Here is a 22,709-nt window from a genome sequence, read left to right as displayed (position 1 = left end):
GGTTCGGGTGTAGCAGGCGGGACGTCAGCCCGAGAGCGCCCACATCGCGACGGCGCTGGCGGCGGCCACGTTGAGGGAGTCAATGCCGTGCTTCATCGGGATCTGCACCACGGTGTCGGAGGCCGCCAATGCGTCCGGGGTGAGCCCCTCACCCTCCGCGCCGAGCAGCAGTGCCAGCCGTTCGTGCTCGTGCCCGGGGAAGTCGCGCAGGCTCACGGCATCCGTTGTCAGGGCGAGCGCGGCGAGGTGGAAACCGTGCCGGGTGAGCAGCGCGCGGGTACTCGGCCAGTCGCCGACGCGGGTCCAGGGCACCTGCAGCACTGTGCCCATCGAGACGCGGATGGCGCGACGGTAGAAGGGGTCGGAGCAGCGCGGTGTGACCAGGATCGCGTCGGCGCCGATGGCCCCGGCGGAGCGGAAGATCGCGCCGACGTTCGTGGGGTCGGACACATTCTCGAGGATCACGATGCGGCGGGCGCCGGCGAGTAGCGACTCCGGGTCGGGCAGCTCGGGCCGGTGCATCGAGGCGATCACGCCGCGGTGCAGCACGTAGCCGGTGAGCTCGGCGAGAAGCGCCCCCGGGCCAACGAAGACGGGCACGTCCTCGCCGACGAGGGCGCGGGCCTCCGGGGCGGTGTTGCCGAGTGTGAGCACCGACCGCGGCCGGTGTCCGGCGCGCAGCGCACGCTCGAGAACCAATGCCGATTCGGCTATATACAGGCCGTTTTCGGTGCCGCGCGCCTTCTTCAGGGCCACATCGGTGAGGTGGGCGTAGTCCACGAGCCGCGGATCGCTGAGGTCGCTGATCTCGATGACGGGCATCCGATCAGTCTAATCGCGGGGCGGTGGCGGGTGCGGGCGTGGGCGGCTGGTTGCGAGGGCGGGCGGTCGGATGCGGGTGGCGAGTGGCCGGCGTGCCGCTCTGGGGCTAACTCAGGAGATCCGGGCGGCGGACGGTAGCCGGCACCCGGAACAGTGCAGCGATCTACGGATGCCGCAGCTCATCTCCTGAGTTAGCCGCACCGCTCGACGTGTCGGCACGGTCGAGGATGCCGGTCGGGACGGTACGGTCCTGTCGGCCCGGTCGTGTGGTGGTGAGATCATGGCTGCGGCTTCCTCCCGGCCAGGTGGCGCCCGGCATCCGTCAGTAACCGGTCAGCGTCAGGAACATCCCCGCGGCCATCAACGTCATCGCCAGCGCCATACTCAGGTGCTGGGCCGACTCCAGTCGGAGCGTGGCCGGCTCGATCCCCGACCCGGCCGGGCGGCGCGCCGACCGCGCGGCGCTGGCCGCAAGGGCAACGGATGCCGCAGCCAGCAGCACCACAAGCCCGGCCGGCAGCATTCCGCCGTCGGTGATCGCCCGCCCGTGCCCGGCATGGGCGCCGTTTCCCACAGCGGGCCCAGCGGCAGCGGGCGCAGCGGCAGCGGTCGCAGCGGCAGCGGTGGCACTGGCCGGGGCACTGGTTCCGGCGCCAGCGCCGGCCACCGCGACCGTGCCGACCGAGCCGACCGAAGCCTCAGTCGACGCCGCCGGCAGCATCGCGACCCACATCACGGACATCAGCAGCAGCGATACGGCGTGATGCGCGGCGGGCATGCGGTGACGCCGGTCCAGCAGAGCCAGCAGCGCCACCCCGACCAGAAGCCCCGCCCAGGCCAAGGAGCCGAGCAGCTGCACGCCCGGCAGAACCATGTCGGCGCACGAGACGGTCATGACGACCATGGCGGGAGCCGCGACCAGGGTGCGGCCCGGCATCCGGAGCCCGGCGAGCGCGCACGCCGCACCCAGGCCGGACGCCGCGACGGCGGCGACCAGGCACACGGACACCCAGATCGCGGTCATTTCGGATCACGATAGGCCGGTCTCCCCCGCGGGTCTTGCCGGTCAGCGCACGGATGCGCGGCGGCAGCGCACGGATGCGCGCACCGTGGCGAGAGCGCTCCGTGTGGCTAACTCAGGAGATTCACCGCGGCGAAACCACCATCCCCCACCTGTGGCGCACGGGTTCGCACTGGCCCGGGCCGAATCGACCGCACCGATCCCAGAACTCCTGAGTTAGCCGCCGCGAACCCGGCATAAGTTCTGCACTCTGGCGGGTCGCCGGCCCGGGCCGCCGAACGACCCGAACGGGGGCTCGACACGGCCCCCCACAATTTGCGGGAGTAATACACGAGGAGGATTCGGACCCGAGGACCGGGAACCCGCGAACGCGGGCACGCCGACATGGTGGTGTGGCCAACTCAGGAGACGCGCCGCAGCACCCCCTCACTCCCCGCACTGGTCCGGGCGACGGATGCCACGCGGCACCCGAATCTCCTGAGTTGGCCACACACACACACACACACACACACACGCACGCGCACGCGCACACACTCCGAGTGCATAGCTCCTGCGGCGACCGGGGGCCACGAACCACGAATGCGAGAATGGCACCGTGTCGACGTCAATGAGCGGGGTAACGGGATGAGCGAGCAGAGCAAGCCCAGCGGGCCGAGTGCCAACGGCCCGAACGGAGCGCCGCATTCGCAGACCCTGTCGCGCGGCATCCGCGTGCTCGAGATTCTCGCCGACGCCGACGAGGCCCTGACCATTGCCGACGTGGCCGCCGCCCTCGGCGTGCACCGCTCGATCGCCTACCGAATATTGCGCACCTTGGAGGACCATGGGGTCGTGATCCGGGATGCCGCGGGCGCCGTACGCCTCGGCCCACGGATGGCCGCGCTCGCCCGCGGTGTCTCCCGCGGTCTGCAGGCCGCGGCGCTGCCCGAGCTGACCAGCGTCGCGAACGAGTTGGGGATGACAGCCTTCGTGACCGTGCTGGACCGGGCGGAGGTCGTCACCCTGGTCAGCGTGGAACCGCGGCAGGCGCACGCCACCGTCGCGCAGCGCCCCGGCACGCGGCATCCGCTCGGCCGGGGTGCCCCCGGGATTGCCATCCAGTCCCTGCTCACGGCGGCCCAGTGGGTGAACCTCAGCGAGAGCGCCCGCCGCGGCGAGGCCGCCGACGTGCGTGCACGCGGCTACGCCACCAGTCATGACGAGGTCCTTCCGGGGCTGGCCTCCGTGGCGGTGCCGCTGGTCGTGCCCGGTGAGGCACCGGCGGCTCTGGCGGTCGTCTACCTCGGCACCGGGCAGAGTGATGCCGAGATCGGCGCGCGACTCGTGACGGCCGCGGCCGTAATCGCGGCCGACCTGCGCTAATCGCCGGCGCACCGGGCCAGACGCGGGCGCCGCCGGCTCGGCGCACGGCGGCGTCCGGCCCGGCGCGCAGTGGCATCCGGACCACGAGACGGCGGCACCATCCAGGCTCCCCCGGACGACCCCGTTCCTACCCCTGTAGATAATATACGATCTGTGATACCGTTTCGAGATCGCACGATTCCAGCACCACACAGGGAAATACAAAGGGGTATTCCATGGCATTGACGACCGACCGAACGAGCGCCGCGAAAGCGACCGCCGCGAAACGACACGAGGAACGCCGGGTCCTTGCCGGCACCATGGTGGGTACCACCATCGAGTGGTACGACTTCTTCATCTACGCGCAGGCCGCCGGCCTCGTGCTGGCCGGGCTGTACTTCGCCCCGCTCGCCAACGACAACGCCGGTCTGGCGCAGCTCGTGGCCTGGGCCTCCCTCGGCATCAGCTTCCTCTTCCGCCCACTGGGCGCAATCGTGGCCGGCCACCTCGGTGACCGCCTCGGCCGCAAGGCCATGCTCGTGCTGACCCTCGTCATCATGGGCGCGGCCACGGCACTGATCGGCCTCCTGCCGACCTTCGAGCAGATCGGCGTCTGGGCGCCGATCCTGCTGATCGTGCTGCGCATCCTGCAGGGCTTCTCGGCCGGCGGGGAATGGGGCGGTGCCGCCCTGATGTCCGTCGAGCACGCCCCGGTCAACAAGCGCGGGTTCTTCGGCGCATACCCGCAGATCGGCGTGCCGACCGGGCTCATCCTCGCCACCGGCGTCATGCTCCTGGTGACCAGCACGATGAGCGAGGAGGCCTTCCTCGCCTGGGGCTGGCGCATCCCGTTCCTCGTCTCGGTGCTGCTTATCGTGGTCGGCTTCATCATTCGCCGCTCGGTCGACGAGAGCCCCGTCTTCAAAGAGATGCAGGATCGCAAGAAGGAATCGGCCGCCCCGCTCCGCCAGCTCTTCCGCGGCCACTGGCGCCAGGTCGTCCTGACCGCCCTGATCTTCATCGCCAACAACGCCGCCGGCTACCTGTTGATCGCGTTCTTCTCCTCCTACGCCACCAAACCGGTCGAGGCCGGCGGCCTGGGCATGGAACGCTCCCCCGTGCTGCTGGCCAGCACCATCGCCGCCGTGTTCTGGCTCGCGTCGACGATGATCGGCGGCATCCTGTCCGACAAGATCGGGCGCATCCGCACGTTCCAGTTCGGCTACGCCTGGCTGTTCCTCTGGGCCGTCCCGATGTTCCTGCTGATCGACACCGGAGAGATCCTCTGGTTCACGGTGGCGCTCGTCGTGCTGGCCAGCGGGCTCGGCTTCTCGTACGGCCCACAGGCGGCGCTCTACGCGGAGATGTTCCCGGCTCAGGTACGCTACTCGGGCGTGTCCATCGGCTACGCCATGGGTGCCATCCTCGGTGGGGCGTTCGCCCCCCTGATCGCGCAGCTGCTGCTGGACGAGACCGCCTGGTCACCGTCGATCGGCATCTACATCATGGTGCTGGCCACGATCTCCTTCGTCGCGGTCTCCGTGGTGAGGGAAACCCGTGGAGTCCCGCTCGGCATTTCCCAGCACGACTAGAAAGCCGCAAAACATGCCGAACTCGACCTCCGTGGGCGCCTCCGACGTCAGCGCAAGCAGCAGAGCAGACGTCAGCGCAAGCAGCAGCGCGGGGAGCAGCGTCACCGCCACCACCGATCTCGCCCCACCGGGCAAGATCATTGCAGTGCACCTCAACTACCCGAGCCGGGCCGCCCAGCGCGGCCGCACGCCGGAGCAGCCGTCGTACTTCCTCAAGCCGGCGTCGTCGCAGAGTTCCAGCGGCACGCCGGTGGAACGGCCCGACGGATGCGAGCTGCTGGTGTTCGAGGGCGAGATCGCGCTGGTGATCGGGCGCCGCACCCGCGGCGTCTCGCCCGAGGAGGGATGGGCGGCGGTTTCGCACGTGACCTGCGCCAACGACTTCGGCGTGTACGACCTGCGCTACGCCGACAAGGGCTCGAACCTGCGCTCGAAGGGCGCCGACGGCTTCACCCCCGTCGGGCCGACGCTGCTGCCGGCGGCCGGCCTCGACCCGGCAGCGCTGCGCATCCGCACCTGGGTCAACGGCACGCTCGTACAGGAGGACACGACCGCCGACCTGCTCTTCGGGTTCGGCCGGCTCGTCGCCGACCTCTCGCAGCTGCTCACGCTCGAGCCCGGCGACCTGATCCTCACCGGCACGCCGGCCGGATCGTCGGTCGTCGTGCCCGGCGACATCGTCGAGGTCGAGGTGGATGCCCCAGGCGCCCCGGGCGCACCCCGCACCGGTCGCCTCGTCAGCCCGATTCGGCAGGGCACGGTGCCGTTCGGCGCGTTCGGGGCCGGCCCGCGGGTCGACGATCTGCAGCGCACCGAGGCGTGGGGTTCGGCGGAGGCGGCCGGGCTCGCGCCGGCATCCGTCACCGCACCTACAGCGGAGCAGACGCCCCCGCCGTTCGCCCTCACCCCCGAGCTCACGGCCCGGATCAACAGTGTGGGCACCGCCACCCTCAGCGCCCAGTTGCGCAAGCGCGGGCTCAACTCAGTGTCGATCGACGGCCTCGGCTCGACCCGGCCGGGCGCCCGTCTCGTCGGCCGGGCCCGCACACTCCGGTACATTCCGGCGCGGGAGGACCTGTTCGAGGCGCACGGCGGCGGCTACAACGCCCAGAAGCGCGCCTTCGACTCGCTCGGGCCGGGCGACGTGCTCGTGATCGAGGCCCGCGGCGAGCGCGGCACGGGCACGGTCGGCGACATCCTCGCCCTGCGCGCCCAGATTCGGGGCGCGGCCGGCATCGTGACGGATGGCGGTGTGCGCGATCTGGCGGCCGTCACCGCCCTGGAGATCCCCACCTACCACGCCGGACCGCACCCTGCCGTGCTCGGACGCCGGCACGTGCCGTGGGACACGGACCTGACCGTGGCCTGCGGCGGGGCATCCGTGCAGCCCGGCGACGTGATCGTCGGGGACGCCGACGGGCTGATCGTGATCCCGCCGCACCTGGTTGAGGAGGTGGTCGCCGCAGCCATCGTGCAGGAACGCGAGGAGACCTTCATCGCCGCGATGGTCTCGGCCGGGCACGGCGTCGACGGGCTCTACCCGATGAACGCCGAATGGAAGGCCCGGTATCGGGTCTGGCTGGAGGAGCAGGCATGACGGCCTCGGTCTCGGCTGGCTCGGCAGGCGTCGCAGCTGGCTCAGCTAGCTCGGCCGGCGTCCCGACTACCGGCGCGGAGGCGTCGCTGAGCAAGGCGCAGCTCGCCCACCGATGGATCCGGGCCCGCATCTCCGACGGCAGCTTCAGCCCGGGCTACCGCCTGGTGCTCGGGCAGATCGCCCGGGAGATCGGTGTCAGCACCGTGCCGGTGCGGGAGGCTATCCGTCTGCTGGAGGCGGAGGGTCTGGTCACGTTCGAGCGCAACGTCGGCGCCCAGGTGGCCATGCTCGACGTCACCGAGTACACCCACACGATGCAGACGCTGGCCCTCGTCGAGGGTTACGCCACCGCCCTGTCGGCGCCGCGACTCGACCCGGAAACGCTGCTGCGCGCCCGGGAGATCAACACGGAGATGGACGAGTGCCTGCACCACTTCGACCCGGTGCGTTTCACCAGCCTGAACCGCGAGTTCCACTCGGCCCTGTTCGAGGCCTGCAGCAATGCGCACATCCTCGACCTGGTGCAGCGGGGCTGGAGCCGGCTCGGCACCCTGCGCGAATCTACGTTCAGCTTCGTGCCCGGCCGGGCGCACGAGTCCGTCGCCGAGCACACCGCGCTGCTCGACCTGATCGAGGACGGCGCCGATCCCCTGCAGATCGAACTTGCCGCGCGCGACCACCGACTCGGCACCCTGAACGCCTTCCTCGCCCAGCAGCACGCCGCCCCCTCCGCCTCCGCCCCCTGACAGCCAATCCCGCAACTGTTCCCGTAACGGACGACTGTTGCCCGCACACCGGGAACACTCGTCCGATTCGGCAACAGTCGCGAACGCATCCGATGCCCTCGAAAGGAAGAACAATGAAGTTCCGCACCGACCCGAGTCAGATCACGGGCTCTATCGCGCCCCTGATGAGCCCGTTCACGGCCGACGGCGCCGTCGACCACGCCGGCCTCACCAACCTCGTGAACTGGCAGCTCGCCTCCGGCACGCACGGCATCTCACTCGGCGGCTCCACCGGCGAGCCGAGCTCGCAGACCATCGCCGAGCGCGCCAGCGCGATTTGCACCGTGGCCGCCGCGGTCGGCGACCGGGTGCCGTTCATGCCCGGCACCGGCTCGGCCAAGCTCGACGAGACCCTCGAGCTCACCGCCGCGGCCCGGGACGCCGGCGTCGACGCCGCCCTGATCATCACCCCCTACTACGCCCGCCCCACCCAGGAAGCCCTCTACGTCTGGTACAAGACCGTGGCAGAGGAGTTTCCGGACCTGCCGATCGTCGCCTACAACGTGCCCAGCCGCACAGCCGTGGACATCGCCCCGGAGACCATCGCCCGCCTCTACCGCGATTTCGACAACTTCGTCGGCGTCAAGGAGACCACCAAGGACTTCGAGCACTTCTCCCGGGTGCTGCAGCTCTGCGGCCCCGAACTGCTGGTCTGGAGCGGCATCGAACTGCTCTGCCTGCCCCTGCTGGCCCTCGGTGGCGTGGGATACATCAGCGCCACAAGCAACATCGCCCCGGTCGCGCACGTCGAGATGTACAACGCGTGGATGGCCGGCGACATCGAGACGGCCCGGCGCATCCACTACGGCCTGCACCCACTCGTCGACCTGCTTTTCGTCGAGACGAACCCGGCCCCGGGCAAATGGGTGCTCGAGCAGCGCGGCCTGATCGAGAGCGGCTTCGTGCGCCCGCCGCTGATCACGCCGACGGATGCGGGCATCGCCAAAATGCAGACGCTCCTGGCCGCCGGCGAGCAGTACCTCTCCCCCGTCGACGGCTTCACTGTCGCCGGCTTCACCCCGAAAGCAGCCTGAGCCATGACCGAGACCGCCATGACCGAGACCGCCATGACCGGCGCAACCACCACGAGAACCCGCGCGCAGCATGTGCCCGAGAACCTGCCGACCCGCATCCAGCACTACATCGGCGGCCGGTTCGTCGACAGTGTCTCCGGCGCGACCTTCAACGTGCTCGACCCGGTGTCGAACCAGACCTACGCCACCGCCGCGGCCGGCCAGAAGGAAGACGTGGACCTCGCCGTCGCCGCCGCGACCGACGCCTTCGTGACCGGGCCGTGGCCGAGGATGAAGCCGCGCGAACGCTCCCGCATCCTGAACAAGATCGCCGACGCCGTCGAGGCCCAGGATGCCCGCCTCGCCGAACTCGAGACGTTCGACACCGGCCTGCCGATCACCCAGGCTCTCGGCCAGGCCAAGCGGGCGGCCGAGAACTTCCGCTTCTTCGCCGACCTGATCGTGGCGCAGACCGACGACACCTACCAGGTGCCCGGCAGCCAGATCAACTACGTCTTCCGCAAACCGGTCGGCGTGGCCGGGCTGATCACCCCGTGGAACACCCCGTTCATGCTTGAGAGCTGGAAGCTCGCCCCCGCACTGGCCGCCGGCTGCACGGTCGTGCTCAAGCCGGCCGAGTTCACACCGCTGTCGGCGAGCCTGTGGGCGGAGATCTTCCGCTCCGCCGGGCTGCCCGACGGGGTCTTCAACCTGGTCAACGGGCTGGGTGAGGAGGCCGGGGACGCACTGGTCAAGCATCCGGATGTCCCGCTCATCTCGTTCACGGGCGAGACGACCACGGGTCAGACCATCTACCGCAACTGCGCCGCGAACCTCAAGGGCATGTCGATGGAGCTCGGCGGCAAGTCCCCCGCCGTGGTCTTCGCCGACGCCGACCTCGATGCCGCGCTCGACTCGACCCTGTTCGGGGTGTTCTCGCTCAACGGCGAGCGCTGCACCGCCAGCAGCCGCATCCTGGTGGAACGCCCGATCTATGACGACTTCTGCGCCCGCTATGCGGCCCGGGCACAGCACATCGTGGTCGGCGACCCGCACGACCCTGCCACCGAGGTCGGCGCGCTCGTGCACCCCGAGCATTACGCCAAGGTGATGAGCTACGTCGAGATCGGCAAGAGCGAGGGCCGCCTGCTCGCCGGCGGCGGCCGCCCCCAGAACCTGCCGGAGGGCAACTACGTGTCTCCGACCGTGTTCGCGGATGTCGCCCCGACGGCCCGCATCTTCCAGGAGGAGATCTTCGGACCGGTCGTGGCGATCACACCGTTCGACACCGACGAAGAGGCCCTCGAGCTGGCCAACGGCGTCAAGTATGGCCTGGCCGCATACATCTGGACCAGCAACCTCACCCGGGCGCACACCTTCGCGCAGTCGATCGAGGCGGGCATGGTCTGGCTCAACTCGCACAACGTTCGGGACCTGCGCACCCCGTTCGGCGGGGTCAAGGCCTCGGGCCTCGGCCACGAGGGCGGCTACCGCTCGATCGACTTCTACACCGAGCAGCAGGCCGTTCACGTTTCCCTCGGGCCTGTGCACACCGCCCGCTTCGGCGCCCACTGATCTCGGGTCCCGGGTCCCGGGTCCCGACACGCTCGACCACCGACACGCTCGACCACCGCGACATCTCAATGAGGAGGATTCCATGACCACCACCCCCATCCCCACGCCGACCGCGACCCCGCCGGACATCCTGCGCTGCGCCTACATGGACATCGTCGTCACCGACCTGGCCCGCTCGCGTGCATTCTACGTCGACGTGCTCGGCCTCGTCGTGACCGAGGAGAGCGACACCGAGATCTACCTGCGCAGCTTCGAGGAGTTCATCCACCACAACCTGGTGCTGCGCCAGGGCCCGGTCGCCGCGGTCGCCGCGATGGCCTTCCGGGTGCGCGCCCCCGAAGACGTGGGTTTGGCCGAGGCCTGGTATCAGGAGCTCGGCTGCCGCACCGAACGCCGCATCAACGGGTTCGTGAAGGGTGTCGGTGACTCCGTGCGCGTCGAGGACCCGCTCGGCTTCCCCTACGAGTTCTTCTACTCGGTCGACCACGTCGAACGCCTGGCCTGGCGCTACGACCTGCAGGGTCCCGGCGCCCTCGTGCGCCTGGACCACTTCAACCAGGTCACCCCCGACGTGGGCCTCGGCCGCGGCTACCTCGAGGACCTCGGCTTCCGCGTCACCGAAGACATCCAGGACGAAGACGGCGTCACCTACGCGGCCTGGATGCGCCGCAAGGACACCGTGCACGACACCGCCCTGACCGGCGGGGACGGCCCGCGGATGCACCACATCGCCTTCTCCACACACGAGAAGCACAACATCATCTACATCTGCGACAAGCTCGGCGCCCTGCGAATGTCGGACGTCATCGAGCGCGGCCCCGGCCGCCACGGCGTCTCGAACGCGTTCTACCTCTACCTGCGCGACCCCGACGGCCACCGGGTCGAGATCTACACCCAGGACTACTACACCGGCGACCCCGACAACCCCGTCGTCACCTGGGACGTGCACGACAACCAGCGCCGCGACTGGTGGGGCAACGCGGTCGTGCCGAGCTGGTACACGGATGCCTCCCTGGTGCTCGACCTGGACGGCAACCCCCAGCCGGTCATCGCCCGCACCGAGTCCAGCGAGATGGCCGTCACGGTCGGTGCCGACGGGTTCTCGTACACCCGCAAGAACGACGTGGAGCACGGCTTCAAGCTCGGCAATACGCTCTGACACTCACGTGCGGGTGGTGTCAGGCCGTGCGCAGTTCCCCGCGCAGGATCGAGTCGCCGGAGTGCTGCGGGTCGCCGTCGTCGGGTTCCGCGGAGACGTCGACCAACGGGTACTGCGACAGGTCGACGCCGTCGGGGATAGCGAAGCGCCCGGACTCACCGTCGAGCAGTCCGATGCTGATCAGCCCGGACGCATCCGCCTCGATCAGCCACACCTCGCGCAGATCGGTGTCGGTGCCCACCCCGGTGACGTCGAGCACGACCTCCCGGTGGCCGTCGGCCGTCTTCGCGACGTAGGCGCTGCCGGCGGCGTCCCAGCCGGGGTACGGGTCCAGCTGGGCCTCGGCGAGTAGCACCGGCGCGGGTTCCTGCTGCTGTGTGGACTGCCACCAGATGCCGCCGCCGAGGCCGCCGAGCAGCCCGGCGATGCCGGCGGCCACGGCCATCGGCACCCAGTTGCGGCGTCGTGGGAGGGGGCGCAGGGCGGAGCCGATGTCGGTGACCGTGGCGGACGGGGTCTCGACAGACTCGGCCACCGGTGCAGGGGTCTGGACAGGCTCGACCGCTGCAGGGGGCTGGTCCGCTGCAGGGGGCTGGTCCGCTGCAGGGGGCTGGTCCGCTGCAGGGGGCTGGTCCGCTGCCTCGTAGTCGCTGCGCCCGGGGGTGGCGGCCACGGCGTCGGACAGGCCGAGGGCGGCGTGGATGCCGGCCCAGACTCGATCGCCGGGCTCCACGAGTTGCACGCTGCGCGCGGACCGGCCGACATGGGCGGTGTTCTGCAGGGCGATGAGTTCCAGTGAGCACTCGGGGCATTCCGACAGGTGCTGGCGTTCGGGTTCGGTGAGGTCGAACTCCGTCATTGCAATGAGAGCAAGGTTTTCCCGGTCAATGTGTGTCATCGTTCGCCTCCAATCTGGTGCGCAGTCTCGAAAGACTTCGGCGGATGTGACTCTTAACGGTGCCGAGCGGCAATCCGAGGTTATCGGCGATTTGGGTGTGCGTGAGATCGTCGTAGAAGGCCAGCTGCATCACCTGCTGCGGAACGGGTCCGAGCCGGCGAAGTTCGTCGCTCATCAGCACACGATCCGCGATGTCGGCGGATTCGTCGGTCTGGCTGAGCGCGGTGTCAACGAGGACAGCCTCCTCGACCCGCCGCCGTCGTGAGCGGGCCTCGTGGGCATCCGCAACGGTGTGCCGGGTGATCCCGACGAGCCAGGCCGGCAGAGGCGACCGCGACGCATCAAATCCGTCCCGCCCGCGCCAGGCGGCGATGAAGACCTTCTGGGTGACGTCTTCGGCTTCGCCGGGATCGCCGAGCGAACGAACGGCGATCGTGTAGACGAAGGATGACCAGCGGGCGTAGGCCTCGGCGAGCGCACGTTCGTCTCCCGCTCGAAACGCGAGAACGAGCTGGGCGTGGTCATCTTCGCCGGTGAGTGCCGTCACGTCGTATCGGTGTCCCCCGGTTGGTGAGCGCATCGGGAGGTCGTACATGTCAGACTCCGCCGGAGAGCAAGCCTCGACCACCGTGATGACCAGCATAGCCACCCCTCTGCGTCATGGTGCCTGGGTCATGCGATTGGACTCGCCGAGACGATTACGTTGGACAGATAGGTGCGGGCGTCGTAGTCGAATTCGCCGCCGCAGGTCACAAGGGTGAGCCGGTTGGGACCGGACCGGTCGAAGATCGAGTCCCAGGGCACATCCTGTTTGGCCACGGTTTGAACGGATTCCACGGAATAGCGGCGCTCCTGACCGTCGTCGGTGGTCACCACGATCTCGGTGCCCGCACGCGCCGAGGCGAGCTGGGCGAACGGTCCGATGTCGTAAATCAGGGAGTCGACGTGGGCGGCGATCACGGTCGCGCCGGTGGTGCTGGCCGGTGACGGTCCAAAGCGATACCAGGCGGCGAGCGAGGGGTCTTTTGGCAGCTCCATCGCCCCGTCGTCGGCCAGACCGACGGACTCGATTGCCATGTCGATTCCGAGGGAGTCGACTCGGATGGTCTGGGGCGGCCGGGCCTGCGGGGTCTGGTTCTGATCCAGCGAGGAACTGACGGTCGGCACGTCGACCTCGGCGACGGGCAGCGGGGCCGACGGCGTCGGAGTCGGCGCTGCGTTCGTCGGGGGAACGTAGGCCGTGGGCGATGATGTGCTCGGGGCGCTGCTGCAGCCCGTGAGCAGGGCGAGAGCCACAGCGAGCACTGTGAAATTGCCCGCTGTGGCTCTCATTGTGGATCTCCCTTTCTGACTGGAGTGACTAGCGGCGAGCCGCGGACAGGCGACGCACACCGACGACGGCGGCGGCGACCAGACCCATCAGCGCGGCGGCGAAGCCACCGACCATGAGCCCCGTGGAGTCGTCCGCCTGGTTGGTGGCGACGAGACCGGCCTCACCGGCGGGGATGCTGTCCGGGTTGGAGTGAAGCCCGTCGATGGTCTGAACGGCCAGGGCCAGGTTCTTGTCGGTCAGGCTGCCCCACGCGTAGACGATCGTGTTCGTGCCCTCTGCGACGTTGACGTCTGCCGGGCCGATCACCGGGTCAGTCGTTCCGGTAGCGGCGACGGCGGCCGAGATGGTGCCGGCCGGCAACGTGAGCACGGATTCCTTCGGGTTCACCAGGGCGGTGATCGCAACGGCTCCGTTGGCGAGAACATCGACCGCGGGGGCTGCTGCCACGTGGCGAACCGTCAGGCGGCCCTCCCCGGCGGCGAGCTGCGAGATGTCGTTGGTGAACAGTGACGCCGTGGGCTTGCCGGCCTCGTCGAGGTGCGCGGCGGCGGTGTAGTTCTTGCCGGCTTCGAGCGGGAGGTCGACCGGGCCGATGGCAGGTGCGCTGGCATCCGCTGCGTCCGACGCGGTGATGGCCACCTTGTAGGTGCCGGGTGCGAGGTCGAGTGGACCGGCGAGGTCGCCGGGCTTGAAGTCGTCCAGGGTTAGCTTGTCGTTCACGTAGACGTCGACGGTGAGGCCGGGAACTCCGTGGAACACGGACAGCTTCGCGACGTCTTCGGCTGCCTGTGCCGGAGCGAGGCCGCCGAGGGCGACGAGAGCACCGAGAGCGCTGGCCGTCATTCCGATCTTGAGGGACTTGTGCATCGTTTCCTCCTGCGTAATGGGTCTGTGAGTGGGTCACTCTGAAGAGATTCTTGAAACCTCTCTAACCCCTACTTCTCTCGCACGTCCCCAAACGGATGCACATGCATGGAAATCTCTGTAAAACTTTTTTGCGGGCTGCAGGTCGCGCGCGATTTCATCGGCTCGCCGCGGCGCGATGCAGGGAGATGTCCCGGCGGAAGACCAGCATCACCACCACCAGCGACACGGCCGAGAACGCGGCCCCGCCCGCGAACATCGCGGGGTAGCCGAGCCACGGCTCGAGCAGGGACAGCGCCAACGGCACGAAGAACCCCAGGTAGGTGATGCCGTAGTAGATCGCGGTCAGCCGGGCGAGGTGGTCGGGCGGCGCGATCCGCTGCACCTCCTGCAGCCCCGACACCATCAGCAGGCCGTACGCGGCGCCGAGCAGGGCCGCCGCCGGCAAAATCAGCCAGAGCACGGGTGGGCTCACGGCGACGGATGCGAGCAGCAGCGACCCGACGGTCAGCAACAGCGCGAACATGATGCCTCGGGCATTGTGCCCGGCGGTGATGCGGTGGCTGAAGAGCTGCAGCGACGCTCCCGCGACGAGAGCCACCACGCAGAGCAGGGCCGCGAACGCCACCGGCGCGGACGGGATCTCGGTCGCGGCGAGCGCCGGCAGGATGGCGTAGGCGGTCGTGGCCGTTCCGAAGACCCACGGCGCCACCGGCACGATCAGGAGCAGGAACCGCGGGTACGGGGAGATGGCCGGGTGGACGGCCGGCAGGGCCCCGGCCGCGATGCCCCGTCCCTGGGACTCCGGGGTGCCGAACAGGAGAAGGCCGAAGAGCACGGCGATGACGGTGTGCGCCGCGTACGGCAGCACGCCGGGGAACGGCGCCCACTGGGCCAGCGCTCCGGAGCTCGCCGCGCCGAGTGCGAAACCGAGGGACAGCGCGATGGTCGCCCGTCGTGCCCCCGAGGAACGGTCGGCCCCGAAGTCGAACGGTCTCGCGGAGAGTTCCTTCACCCAGCTGGTGCCCACGGCCATGGCCAGGCCGAGGGCGACGCCGGAGAGGATGCGGCCGGCCAGCAGCATGGGCACATTGCCCGCGGACAGGGCCAGCAGCACGCTCCCCGCGATCGCGACCCAGGGCGCGGGCAGCATCAGCGGTCGGCGGCCGAACCGGTCCGACAGCGGGCCGGCGATCAGTAGCGCCGGGATGATGCCGAGTACGTAGGCCCCGAGCAGCAGGTTCGCCAGCTGGTTGGAGAACCCGTCCGCCTGTCGGTACATCACCAGCAGTGGGGTGAATTCGTTGCCGCCCCAGGCGACGGCGAAGATCGCGGCGGCCGGCGCCAGCCAGTACTTCCTGCCCCGGGCGCCGGTGAACGAGCCGGATCCGGTGGTCGAACCTGTCGAAACCGAACCCATCGCATCCTGGATGTCGGTTGTCATGACGGTCCCCCGGTCGGCATTCGGCGGCCTCGGCAGCGAGGCCCGCACACCCCCAGCCTAGGGGAGGCGCCGGGGCTCACTCCCCCGCCGGCTCCGAACCAATTCGACGGAGATTTTGCGATATGAGCGGGTTTTCGGAGTGTTGGACGCGGTTATGGGCACAATCTCCGTCGAATTCGTCAGGGACAGGGCCAGGTCGAGCCGAGCTCGCGCGTGTGGCCAACTCAGGACATCCGTCGCCCGGTGGCCCGGCCGCCCCGGACCAGTGCGGAACCAGCGCGGATGTCCGGGCCGGCCCGGACGGATCTCCTGAGTTAGCCCCAACGCCGGCCGGTTGCCCAGCAGCGCCAGCCGGATGCGCAGCATCTCTTGTGCGGTTCGGGCAGCCCCCACGCGCTCCGCCACAGCCCGGACTCGGGGCGCTCAGGCCAGGAACTGCAGTGCGGCGCGCTTGAACTCGCGGGAGGTGAGCGTGTTCACGTGGTCCCGGCCCGCCAGCTCGAGGTAGTCGGCACCACGCGCGCGGGCGAGTTCGGCGACCCCGGCGGGGATGGAGTCTGCGCCGCCGGCGACGTAGAGCACGGGGATTTCGGCCGGCACGTCCAGCGAGGAGCCGGCCACCCCGCCGACACAGGCCACGAGGGCCTCGCGGTCGGCGCCGGCGGTGATTGCGGCACCCAGTATCGCCGCGATCGACGGGTCGGCGGAGACGGTGCCGTCGGTCACGAACCGGCGCACGGCATCCGGATGCCACGTCTCGAACAGTTCGTCCGGCCCGGCTCCGCCGAGCACCAGTCGGCGCACCCGGGACGGCGCCAGCCGCGCGAGCGCCGCCGCCACACGCGAGCCCATCGAATAGGCGACCACGTCGACCTGCTCCAGGCCGAGGGCGTCGAGCACGACCACGAGGTCGGCGGCGAGTTGCCGGGGCAGGTAGTCGATGCTGCGGTGCGGCTTGTCGCTGCGTCCGTGACCGCGGAGGTCGAGGGTGATCACGCCGCGCCCGGCGTCCTGCAGGGCTCGCACCCAGCCGGTGCCGACCCAGGTGACCTGCGATGTCGACGCAAACCCGTGCACGAGCAGGATCGGGCGCTCGCCGGGCACGACGTCGTAGGCGATCCGCACGCCGTCGAGGCGCCGCGCGAACAGCGCCCCGCCTGCAGAGCCCGCCAAAGCAGAAACCGCCGGAGCAGAGCCCGCCGCGGCCGGCCCCGACGGCGTCGGACTCGCCCGGTCGGTCACCCCCACGCTCAGACGACCACGTCGGAGGTGACGAGCACGGCACCGGCATAGGCCAGCTCGCCCAAGGCCGCGTCACTCGTGTCCGGGGCGACGCCGGCGACGAGGTCGGTCAGTACCCGCACATGCTGGCCATGGCCCCGCGCGTCCAGGCCCGACGCGCGCACACAGTGGTCGGTGGCGAGGCCGACGATGTCGATGTCGGTCACCCCGTTCGCGATGAGCAGCTCGCCCGTCTTCTCGCCGTCCTCCGAGATGCCGTCGAAAATGGAGTAGCCCGCTTGGCCCTGCCCCTTGCGAATGTGGATGGTCGTGTCCGGCAACAGCAGCGAGGGGTGGTACTCGGCGCCGGGGGTGCCCGCCACGCAGTGCACGGGCCAGGAGTCCGTGGAGTCGGGCTCGCCAGCCCGGGCGAAGTGGCCGCCGTTGTCGCTGTCGGGGTCGTGCCAGTCGCGGGAGGCGAAGATCACGTCATAGGCATCCGGATGTTCCGCCAGCAGCGCGCTGACGCCCGCGGCCACCGCAGACCCACCCTCGACGGCGAGGGCCCCGCCCTCGGTGAAATCGTTCTGAACGTCGATGATAAGCAGGGCCCTGGTCACGGATTGCTCCTTCTGTCGCCGGTTGTAGTCAGGAGTTTGACAGGTTGTCGCCGCAACGGAAGAACCCGGCGGTGATGGTGTCGAGCGCCTGCTTCGCATTATCGCTCACATCCCCGAGCGCGTAAACGGCGAAGGTGAGCGGCGTGCCATCGGCCGCCCGGATAATGCCGGAGAGCGTGTAGCCGGTGTCGATCCAGCCCGTCTTGGCGAAGACGGAGCCGTCGGCGACGGCGTTGTCGCCCGTGAACCGGTCGCTGTAGGAGAGCGATCCGGTGGGTCCACCGGCGATCGGTAGGCCATCGAAGATGACGCCGAGGTCGCCGTCGCGGGCGTTGATCTTGACGAACAGCCGGGTGAGATACGACGGCGGTACGGCGTTGTCGTCGCTGAGGCCCGAACCGTCCCGGATGATGATGCCGGTCGTGTCGATGCCATAGGCGTCGAGCGCCGTGACGACGGACTCCTGCAGGGCGCCGAAGGTGTTGCCGGCCCCGGACTCCACCGCGACGAGCCGGGCGAGCATCTCTGCGAGGGTGTTGTCCGACACGATCAGCGACTGCCCGATCAGCACGGACACGGGCTGGGACCGGGCGGCGGCGAGCTGTTCGGCCCCGGCCGGCGCGGTGCCGACGCTGACGCTCACGCCGCCGCCGAGCGCGGCGGCGAAGGCCGCGCCGGCGCGCCCGACGGGGTCGGAGCTGCGTGAAGAACTCTGGCGTGAGGGGTCGTCGCGGTCACCGTCGACCTGCAGGGCGGTCACGTCGGGCATGGAACCGGCGTTGCGTTCCAGTTCATCCCAGCTCGGTTCCCAGCCGGGCCCGCCGAAGAACGAGGCGTCCAGCACGAGGGAGGTGATCGGCGGGTTCTCCGGGTTCGCCTGCCAGGCGGCGAGGGTCTGGCGGGCGAGCTCATCGACGTGGGCTGCGCCGGGGTAGACGGATTCCGTGCCGGTGGGCAGGCGCGTGAGGGTGAGGTCTCCCCCGCCGACCAGAACGACAGACCCCGGCGTGCTGCCGGTGACGACGGTGGTCGTGGCCCGGTAGTCCGGTCCGAGCACCTCAAGGGCGGCGGCGCTGGTCAGCACCTTGAGCACGCTCGCCGTGCGTGAGGAGGTATCGCCGCCGCGGTCGAAGAGCACCTCGCCGGTGCTGGCGTTGACGACCTGGGCCTGGAATTCAGCCAGCCGGGGGTCGGCGGCCAGCGCTGAGACCGAACACGTACGCAGGTTTCTGGCATCGGAGGCGGTGGCCGGCACGGGGCGCTCCGAAACGGGTTCCGCGGCCGGCACGTTCACGCTCGCACCGGTGTTCGCCGCGGCGATGGAGGCGGTGGCCGCGGCATCCGGGGCCCGGGTCGACGCCCCGATCAGGACGGCACCGGCGCCCAGCAGCAGCGCCACGGCGACGAGAACGGCCGCGAGGCGTTTGCGAGGCTTCGGTTCTTCCACCCGTGAACCCTACCCGCCGGGCGTGTGAGTCACCCTGTGCTTCGCTAGCGCGTGGCCCCCGGCGCGTGCCGGGCGGCGAGCCAGGCATCCAGTTCCGCGGCCGGAAGCGGCCGGGACATGTGGAAGCCCTGGGCCTCGTCACAGCCGTACCGGGTCAGCTCGGCGTAGGCGACGGCGTCCTCGACGCCCTCCGCCACCATGCGCACGCCGAGACTGTGCGCGAGCGCGATGATCGAGGCCACCAGGGCCGCGGCCCTGGCGTCGTCGGCCATCGGGAACACGAAGGACTTGTCGAGTTTGAGCTCGTCGATCGGCAGGTCCCGGAGGTAGGCGAGGGAGCTGTAGCCGGTGCCGAAATCATCCACGGCAATGCGGATGCCGCTCTCTCGCAGACGGATCAGGATGTCCCTGGCCCTGGCCCGGTCTTCCATCAGGAACTCTTCGGTGATCTCCAACATCAGGTCGGCGGCCGACAACCCCCGCACCTGGATCATGGCGGCGATGCGTGCGGGCAGATCGGACTCGATCAGGGTGCTGGGAGACATGTTGACCGCAACGGTCAGCGGTGTTCCCTGCGCACGCCAGACCGCGGCCTGGTCGAGCGCCTTTCCCAGCACGATCCGGGTCAGGTCGCGCATGAGCCCGACGTCTTCGGCCAGGGTCAGGAACAGGTCGGGAGGCAGCAGACCCCGGCTCGGGTGCTGCCAGCGCACCAGCGCCTCCACACCGTGCACGTGCCCGGTGGCCAGCTCGATCTTGGGCTGGTAGTGCAGCACGAGTTCGTCCGTGGCGAGGGCGCCGCGCAGGTCTTCCATCATCCGCAGCCTGGAGTCGCCGTGATCGTCGTCGGAGCAGACGAAGACGTGGTGCCCGCTGCGGGAGGACTTGGCCTTGTACATGGCCATGTCGGCCTTGCGCAGCAGCACCTTGAGGGTGTCACCCTGGTCGGGGAATAGGGCGATGCCGATGCTGACGTTGGACTCGATCGCGATGCCCTCCAGCGTGAACGGCCGGGCCAGGACCGCCCGCAGCCGCACGGCCGCCGCCACGGCCTCGTCGTGGCCGGCGTCCTGGATCAAAAGCGCGAACTCGTCGCCGCCGAGCCGGGCGAGAAGATCGCCCGGTCGTCGCTGATCGAACAGGCGCGATCCGGCCTGCACCAGCAGCAGATCGCCGACGTCGTGGCCGAGACTGTCGTTCACTTCCTTGAACCGGTCGATATCCAGGAGCAGCAGGGCGCTCCGGTGGCCGTCCCCGGGCGCGAGGTGAGCGGATGCCTCGGCGTAGAGGGCGCGCCGGTTCGGCAGCCCGGTCAGGTCGTCGGTGCTCGCCTGGCGGTGAAGGTCGGCCATCCGCCCGATCTGCCGGGAGGCGAGCTGGGTGCGCACGGTCCCGAGCACCAGGGTCACGCCTGCGAGGAGCACGGCGCCTGTGGAGATCTTCACCTGCGTGCCGAGGACGAGCACCGCCATCCCGGCGATCGTGGCTGCCCCGGGCACCGCGAGGGTCCACACGCCGCTCAGGGGGCGCCGGGCGGTGACACCGGGCCGAGCCAGGTCCCACGCCCAGACCGCAATGAGGGTGAGGCCGAGCGCCCAGCCCGCATCCAACGGCTCCCCGAAGGTGTACGTTCCGGCGGAAACCTGGAAGGCGTAGACGGCGTCGGTTGCCGCGAAGATCAGGAGTCCGAGCACCAGCAGGGCCCACCGTCGGCCCACGTCGAGTCCGCGGGCGGCGGCAATCCCCGTGATGACCGACACGAGCAACAGATCGAGCAGAGGGTAGCTGGCGGACACCAGGGCGGCCGGGGAGGGCGGCCAGACACCCGCGGATGCAATCACCGGGCTGAGCAACACGGCCAGCACGGATGCCGCGCCAAGCGACCCGATGGCTCCGTCCACCAGGACCGACCGGGGTATTTCACCACGCTGACGGTGGACCAGGACAGCGAGTCCGGCCAGAATCAGCGGATAGAAAAGCGTGTAACCGATGTCGGCCGGAGACGGAAACGAGAGGGTCGCCGCGCCCGCGAGCAGGTAATAGGTGCTGCCGAGGGTAAAGGCCGTCATCGCGGCCGACACCAGAATCAGCTGCGTGCGGCCGCGCTCCGCGCAGAGCGCGGCTGCCCAGCAGAGCAGGGCCGGGAGCCCCGCAGTGATTAGCGACAAGGAGCCGGTGAAAACCGGGCCGAAGGAGGCGAACAGGCCGATCGCGTAACCGATCAGCAGCACCCACATCAGCCACAGGATCCAGCGGCCGAGCCGCGCATGGCGAAGGGAGCGGTCATCGATTCGATCCGCGTGCGCGTTGGCGTGCATCGGATCCCCCGCTCCCGTTGCGTCCACGCTAGCCGAGCCGTCATGGGCAGACGGACCAGCGCCACCGACTGCGACCACCCCAGAACGGGGGGTGGCGTCATCCGGCGCGTGGAACGACCTCGAGCGGTGCGACAACGGAGCACGCGACCAGGGTGCCGAGGAGCCGCAACGGCCACGTATGGGGGGCGGTGAGGCCGGTTCGTGACACCACCACGGGATCCACGCAGCGCCATTGCCCCCTCCCGCTCTACTGGTCAGATTATCGACCGGAGCACAGCGCACGGACTCCCGCTTACTCCCCGGGGTACCGCAGGCCGATTTGCGCGCGCACCAGGTCGAGCGTCTCCATGATCGCCACCACTTCCTCGACCGGCAGGATGTCGCTCGAGATCTTGCCGGCCCGGATCAGGTGCTCCGCTTCGGCCGCCTGGTAGTGCATGCCGCGCCCGTTGATCTCGGCGGTGAAGGTCTCGATGACCTCGTTGGCGCTGTTGAGCACCCGGAAGTCCGTGGGCGCGTACCAGACCCGGTCGATGTCGATGCGGCCCAGCGTACCGAGGATGGTGGCCGTGTTCGGGCCGGTGGTGTTGCTGGCCGACAGGGTTTGGGCGATCTGCCCGCCCGCGTAGCGGAAGGTCGTGGCGATCTGCGCGTCGGCGCCGGTGGCCTTGAAGGTGGCGGTCGCGAGGATCGTCTCGGGGCGTCCGAACAGTTCGGACGCGAAGGTGAGCGGGTAGATGCCGAGGTCGAGGAGCGCCCCGCCGCCCAGGTGCATGGCGTTCAGCCGGTGCGCCGGGTCATCCGGCAGGTCCTGGGTGTGATCGGCGATCAGGGTGCGCACGTCGCCCAGGGTGCCCTCGGCGAGGATCTCGCGGATGCGCACCATGTGCGGCAGGAACCGGGTCCACATTCCCTCGAGCACCAGCAGCCCCAGGGTCGCGGCGAGGTCGACGATCTCGCGGGCCTCGGCGCCGTTCAAAGTGATCGGCTTCTCGATCAGAACATGCTTGCCGGCATTCAGGGCGAGCTTGGCGTTCTCGGCGTGAAACGGATGCGGGGTCGAAATGTAGATGATGTCGACATTCGGGTCCGCGGCCAGGGCCTCGTAGCTCGGATGAGCCGTGGGAATGCCGAACTCGGCTGCGAAGGCATCCGCCGACGCCTGCGAGCGGGAACCGACCGCCTGCACGTGGAAACCGTTCAGAACCAGGTCGTTGGTGAATGCGTGGGCGATGCCGCCCGTGGCCAGGATTCCCCAGCGGATCGCGTCGGTGCGGGTTGTGTCGGTCATGGGATCAGCCTAGCGATCGCGTGCGGCCGGCGGTCGAGCACGTCACGACCCGGCGCCCCGGCCCCGGACATCCGTGGGGACGGCACGGCAACTCCGGATCTCCGCGTATACGTGACGACGGATGCCCCGGTCGGCCCAGTCAGCCGCAGGTTGCGGGCTCAGTAGGGCGGCATCAGCTCGATGAGCCGCGCCGCGAGCGTGCGGGGGTGTGCGCGGCGCGAGCAAAGCCACGGCTGCCTGCGTTGAGATGGAGCCGCCTATCAGAATCGAACTGATGACCTTCTCATTACGAGTGAGACGCTCTACCGACTGAGCTAAGGCGGCGTCACGATTATTCCTCTCGGAAAACCTCGGACACAGCAACAAAG

19 protein-coding genes and 1 tRNA gene are annotated in these 22,709 nt (G+C 69.6%); 7 read left to right on the top strand and 13 right to left on the bottom strand.

Going from position 1 to position 22,709, the window contains the following annotated elements:
• Positions 1 to 24 precede the first annotated feature (24 nt).
• Together E3O18_RS13260 and E3O18_RS13255 are read right to left on the bottom strand one after the other, a co-directional pair.
• The gene (locus E3O18_RS13260) at positions 25 to 822 is read right to left on the bottom strand and encodes an RNA methyltransferase (RefSeq protein ID WP_134395633.1); all 798 of its coding nucleotides are present in this window, start codon (positions 820 to 822) and stop codon (positions 25 to 27) included.
• Positions 823 to 1,144: 322 nt separating this feature from the next.
• Complete coding sequence (locus tag E3O18_RS13255; RefSeq protein WP_134418298.1) at positions 1,145 to 1,846, bottom strand: hypothetical protein; 702 nt, start codon at positions 1,844 to 1,846, stop codon at positions 1,145 to 1,147.
• Between the two features lie 621 nt (positions 1,847 to 2,467).
• Here E3O18_RS13255 and E3O18_RS13250 point away from each other — a divergent pair.
• The 7 genes from E3O18_RS13250 (at position 2,468) to hpaD (ending at position 10,905) form a co-directional block, all read left to right on the top strand.
• Entirely contained in the window at positions 2,468 to 3,205 is a 738-nt protein-coding gene (locus E3O18_RS13250) for a helix-turn-helix domain-containing protein (protein ID WP_134395635.1), read from the top strand.
• Between the two features lie 215 nt (positions 3,206 to 3,420).
• Positions 3,421 to 4,776 (top strand): MFS transporter, encoded by a 1,356-nt coding sequence (locus tag E3O18_RS13245; protein WP_134418297.1) that lies wholly within the window; start codon positions 3,421 to 3,423, stop codon positions 4,774 to 4,776.
• A 13-nt stretch (positions 4,777 to 4,789) separates the two neighbouring features.
• Positions 4,790 to 6,373, top strand: coding sequence for a fumarylacetoacetate hydrolase family protein (locus E3O18_RS13240; RefSeq protein WP_134418296.1), 1,584 nt, complete (start codon positions 4,790 to 4,792; stop codon positions 6,371 to 6,373).
• Positions 6,370 to 7,119, top strand: a complete 750-nt coding sequence (locus E3O18_RS13235; protein WP_134395638.1) for a GntR family transcriptional regulator — start codon at positions 6,370 to 6,372, stop codon at positions 7,117 to 7,119. Before E3O18_RS13240 ends, E3O18_RS13235 begins: the two co-directional genes overlap by 4 nt.
• Positions 7,120 to 7,232: 113 nt before the next feature.
• Complete coding sequence (gene dapA / locus E3O18_RS13230; protein ID WP_134395639.1) at positions 7,233 to 8,192, top strand: 4-hydroxy-tetrahydrodipicolinate synthase; 960 nt, start codon at positions 7,233 to 7,235, stop codon at positions 8,190 to 8,192.
• A gap of 33 nt (positions 8,193 to 8,225) precedes the next feature.
• Positions 8,226 to 9,746, top strand: a complete 1,521-nt coding sequence (gene hpaE / locus E3O18_RS13225) for a 5-carboxymethyl-2-hydroxymuconate semialdehyde dehydrogenase (protein WP_134395701.1) — start codon at positions 8,226 to 8,228, stop codon at positions 9,744 to 9,746.
• Positions 9,747 to 9,828: 82 nt separating this feature from the next.
• Positions 9,829 to 10,905 (top strand): 3,4-dihydroxyphenylacetate 2,3-dioxygenase, encoded by a 1,077-nt coding sequence (gene hpaD / locus E3O18_RS13220; protein ID WP_134395640.1) that lies wholly within the window; start codon positions 9,829 to 9,831, stop codon positions 10,903 to 10,905.
• Positions 10,906 to 10,924: 19 nt separating this feature from the next.
• On the opposite strand, the gene E3O18_RS13215 is transcribed toward hpaD, so the two are convergent.
• From E3O18_RS13215 to E3O18_RS13165, 11 genes are all read right to left on the bottom strand, one after another.
• A complete protein-coding gene (locus E3O18_RS13215) occupies positions 10,925 to 11,803 on the bottom strand; it encodes an anti-sigma factor (RefSeq protein WP_134418295.1) in 879 nt (292 codons plus the stop codon).
• Positions 11,790 to 12,446 carry a sigma-70 family RNA polymerase sigma factor gene (locus E3O18_RS13210; RefSeq protein ID WP_241978194.1) on the bottom strand — a complete coding sequence of 219 codons (657 nt, stop codon included), beginning with the start codon at positions 12,444 to 12,446 and terminating at the stop codon, positions 11,790 to 11,792. The genes E3O18_RS13215 and E3O18_RS13210 overlap by 14 nt, the downstream gene beginning before the upstream one ends.
• Before the next feature lie 29 nt (positions 12,447 to 12,475).
• Positions 12,476 to 13,135 (bottom strand): class F sortase, encoded by a 660-nt coding sequence (locus E3O18_RS13205; protein ID WP_134418294.1) that lies wholly within the window; start codon positions 13,133 to 13,135, stop codon positions 12,476 to 12,478.
• 28 nt (positions 13,136 to 13,163) lie between these two features.
• Positions 13,164 to 14,003 (bottom strand): DUF4397 domain-containing protein, encoded by an 840-nt coding sequence (locus tag E3O18_RS13200; RefSeq protein ID WP_134395643.1) that lies wholly within the window; start codon positions 14,001 to 14,003, stop codon positions 13,164 to 13,166.
• A 154-nt stretch (positions 14,004 to 14,157) separates the two neighbouring features.
• A complete protein-coding gene (locus E3O18_RS13195) occupies positions 14,158 to 15,444 on the bottom strand; it encodes an MFS transporter (protein ID WP_198410925.1) in 1,287 nt (428 codons plus the stop codon).
• Positions 15,445 to 15,867: 423 nt separating this feature from the next.
• Positions 15,868 to 16,617: an alpha/beta fold hydrolase gene (locus E3O18_RS13190; RefSeq protein ID WP_241976460.1), complete on the bottom strand. Its 750-nt coding sequence runs from the start codon at positions 16,615 to 16,617 to the stop codon at positions 15,868 to 15,870.
• 77 nt (positions 16,618 to 16,694) lie between these two features.
• Positions 16,695 to 17,285: an isochorismatase family protein gene (locus E3O18_RS13185; protein WP_134395644.1), complete on the bottom strand. Its 591-nt coding sequence runs from the start codon at positions 17,283 to 17,285 to the stop codon at positions 16,695 to 16,697.
• A 28-nt stretch (positions 17,286 to 17,313) separates the two neighbouring features.
• On the bottom strand, positions 17,314 to 18,732 hold the full coding sequence (locus tag E3O18_RS13180) for a D-alanyl-D-alanine carboxypeptidase (protein WP_241976461.1): 1,419 nt from the start codon (positions 18,730 to 18,732) through the stop codon (positions 17,314 to 17,316).
• A 44-nt stretch (positions 18,733 to 18,776) separates the two neighbouring features.
• Positions 18,777 to 21,077, bottom strand: coding sequence for an EAL domain-containing protein (locus E3O18_RS13175; protein WP_134418292.1), 2,301 nt, complete (start codon positions 21,075 to 21,077; stop codon positions 18,777 to 18,779).
• A 265-nt stretch (positions 21,078 to 21,342) separates the two neighbouring features.
• Positions 21,343 to 22,341 carry a Gfo/Idh/MocA family oxidoreductase gene (locus E3O18_RS13170; protein ID WP_134395646.1) on the bottom strand — a complete coding sequence of 333 codons (999 nt, stop codon included), beginning with the start codon at positions 22,339 to 22,341 and terminating at the stop codon, positions 21,343 to 21,345.
• Positions 22,342 to 22,589: 248 nt separating this feature from the next.
• Positions 22,590 to 22,665: transfer RNA gene (locus E3O18_RS13165), tRNA-Thr, on the bottom strand.
• Positions 22,666 to 22,709 lie beyond the last annotated feature (44 nt).

Source organism: Cryobacterium sp. TMT2-42-4 (genome assembly GCF_004402645.1).
Classification (GTDB): domain Bacteria; phylum Actinomycetota; class Actinomycetes; order Actinomycetales; family Microbacteriaceae; genus Cryobacterium; species Cryobacterium sandaracinum.
This window is presented reverse-complemented; position numbering and strand designations above follow the sequence as displayed.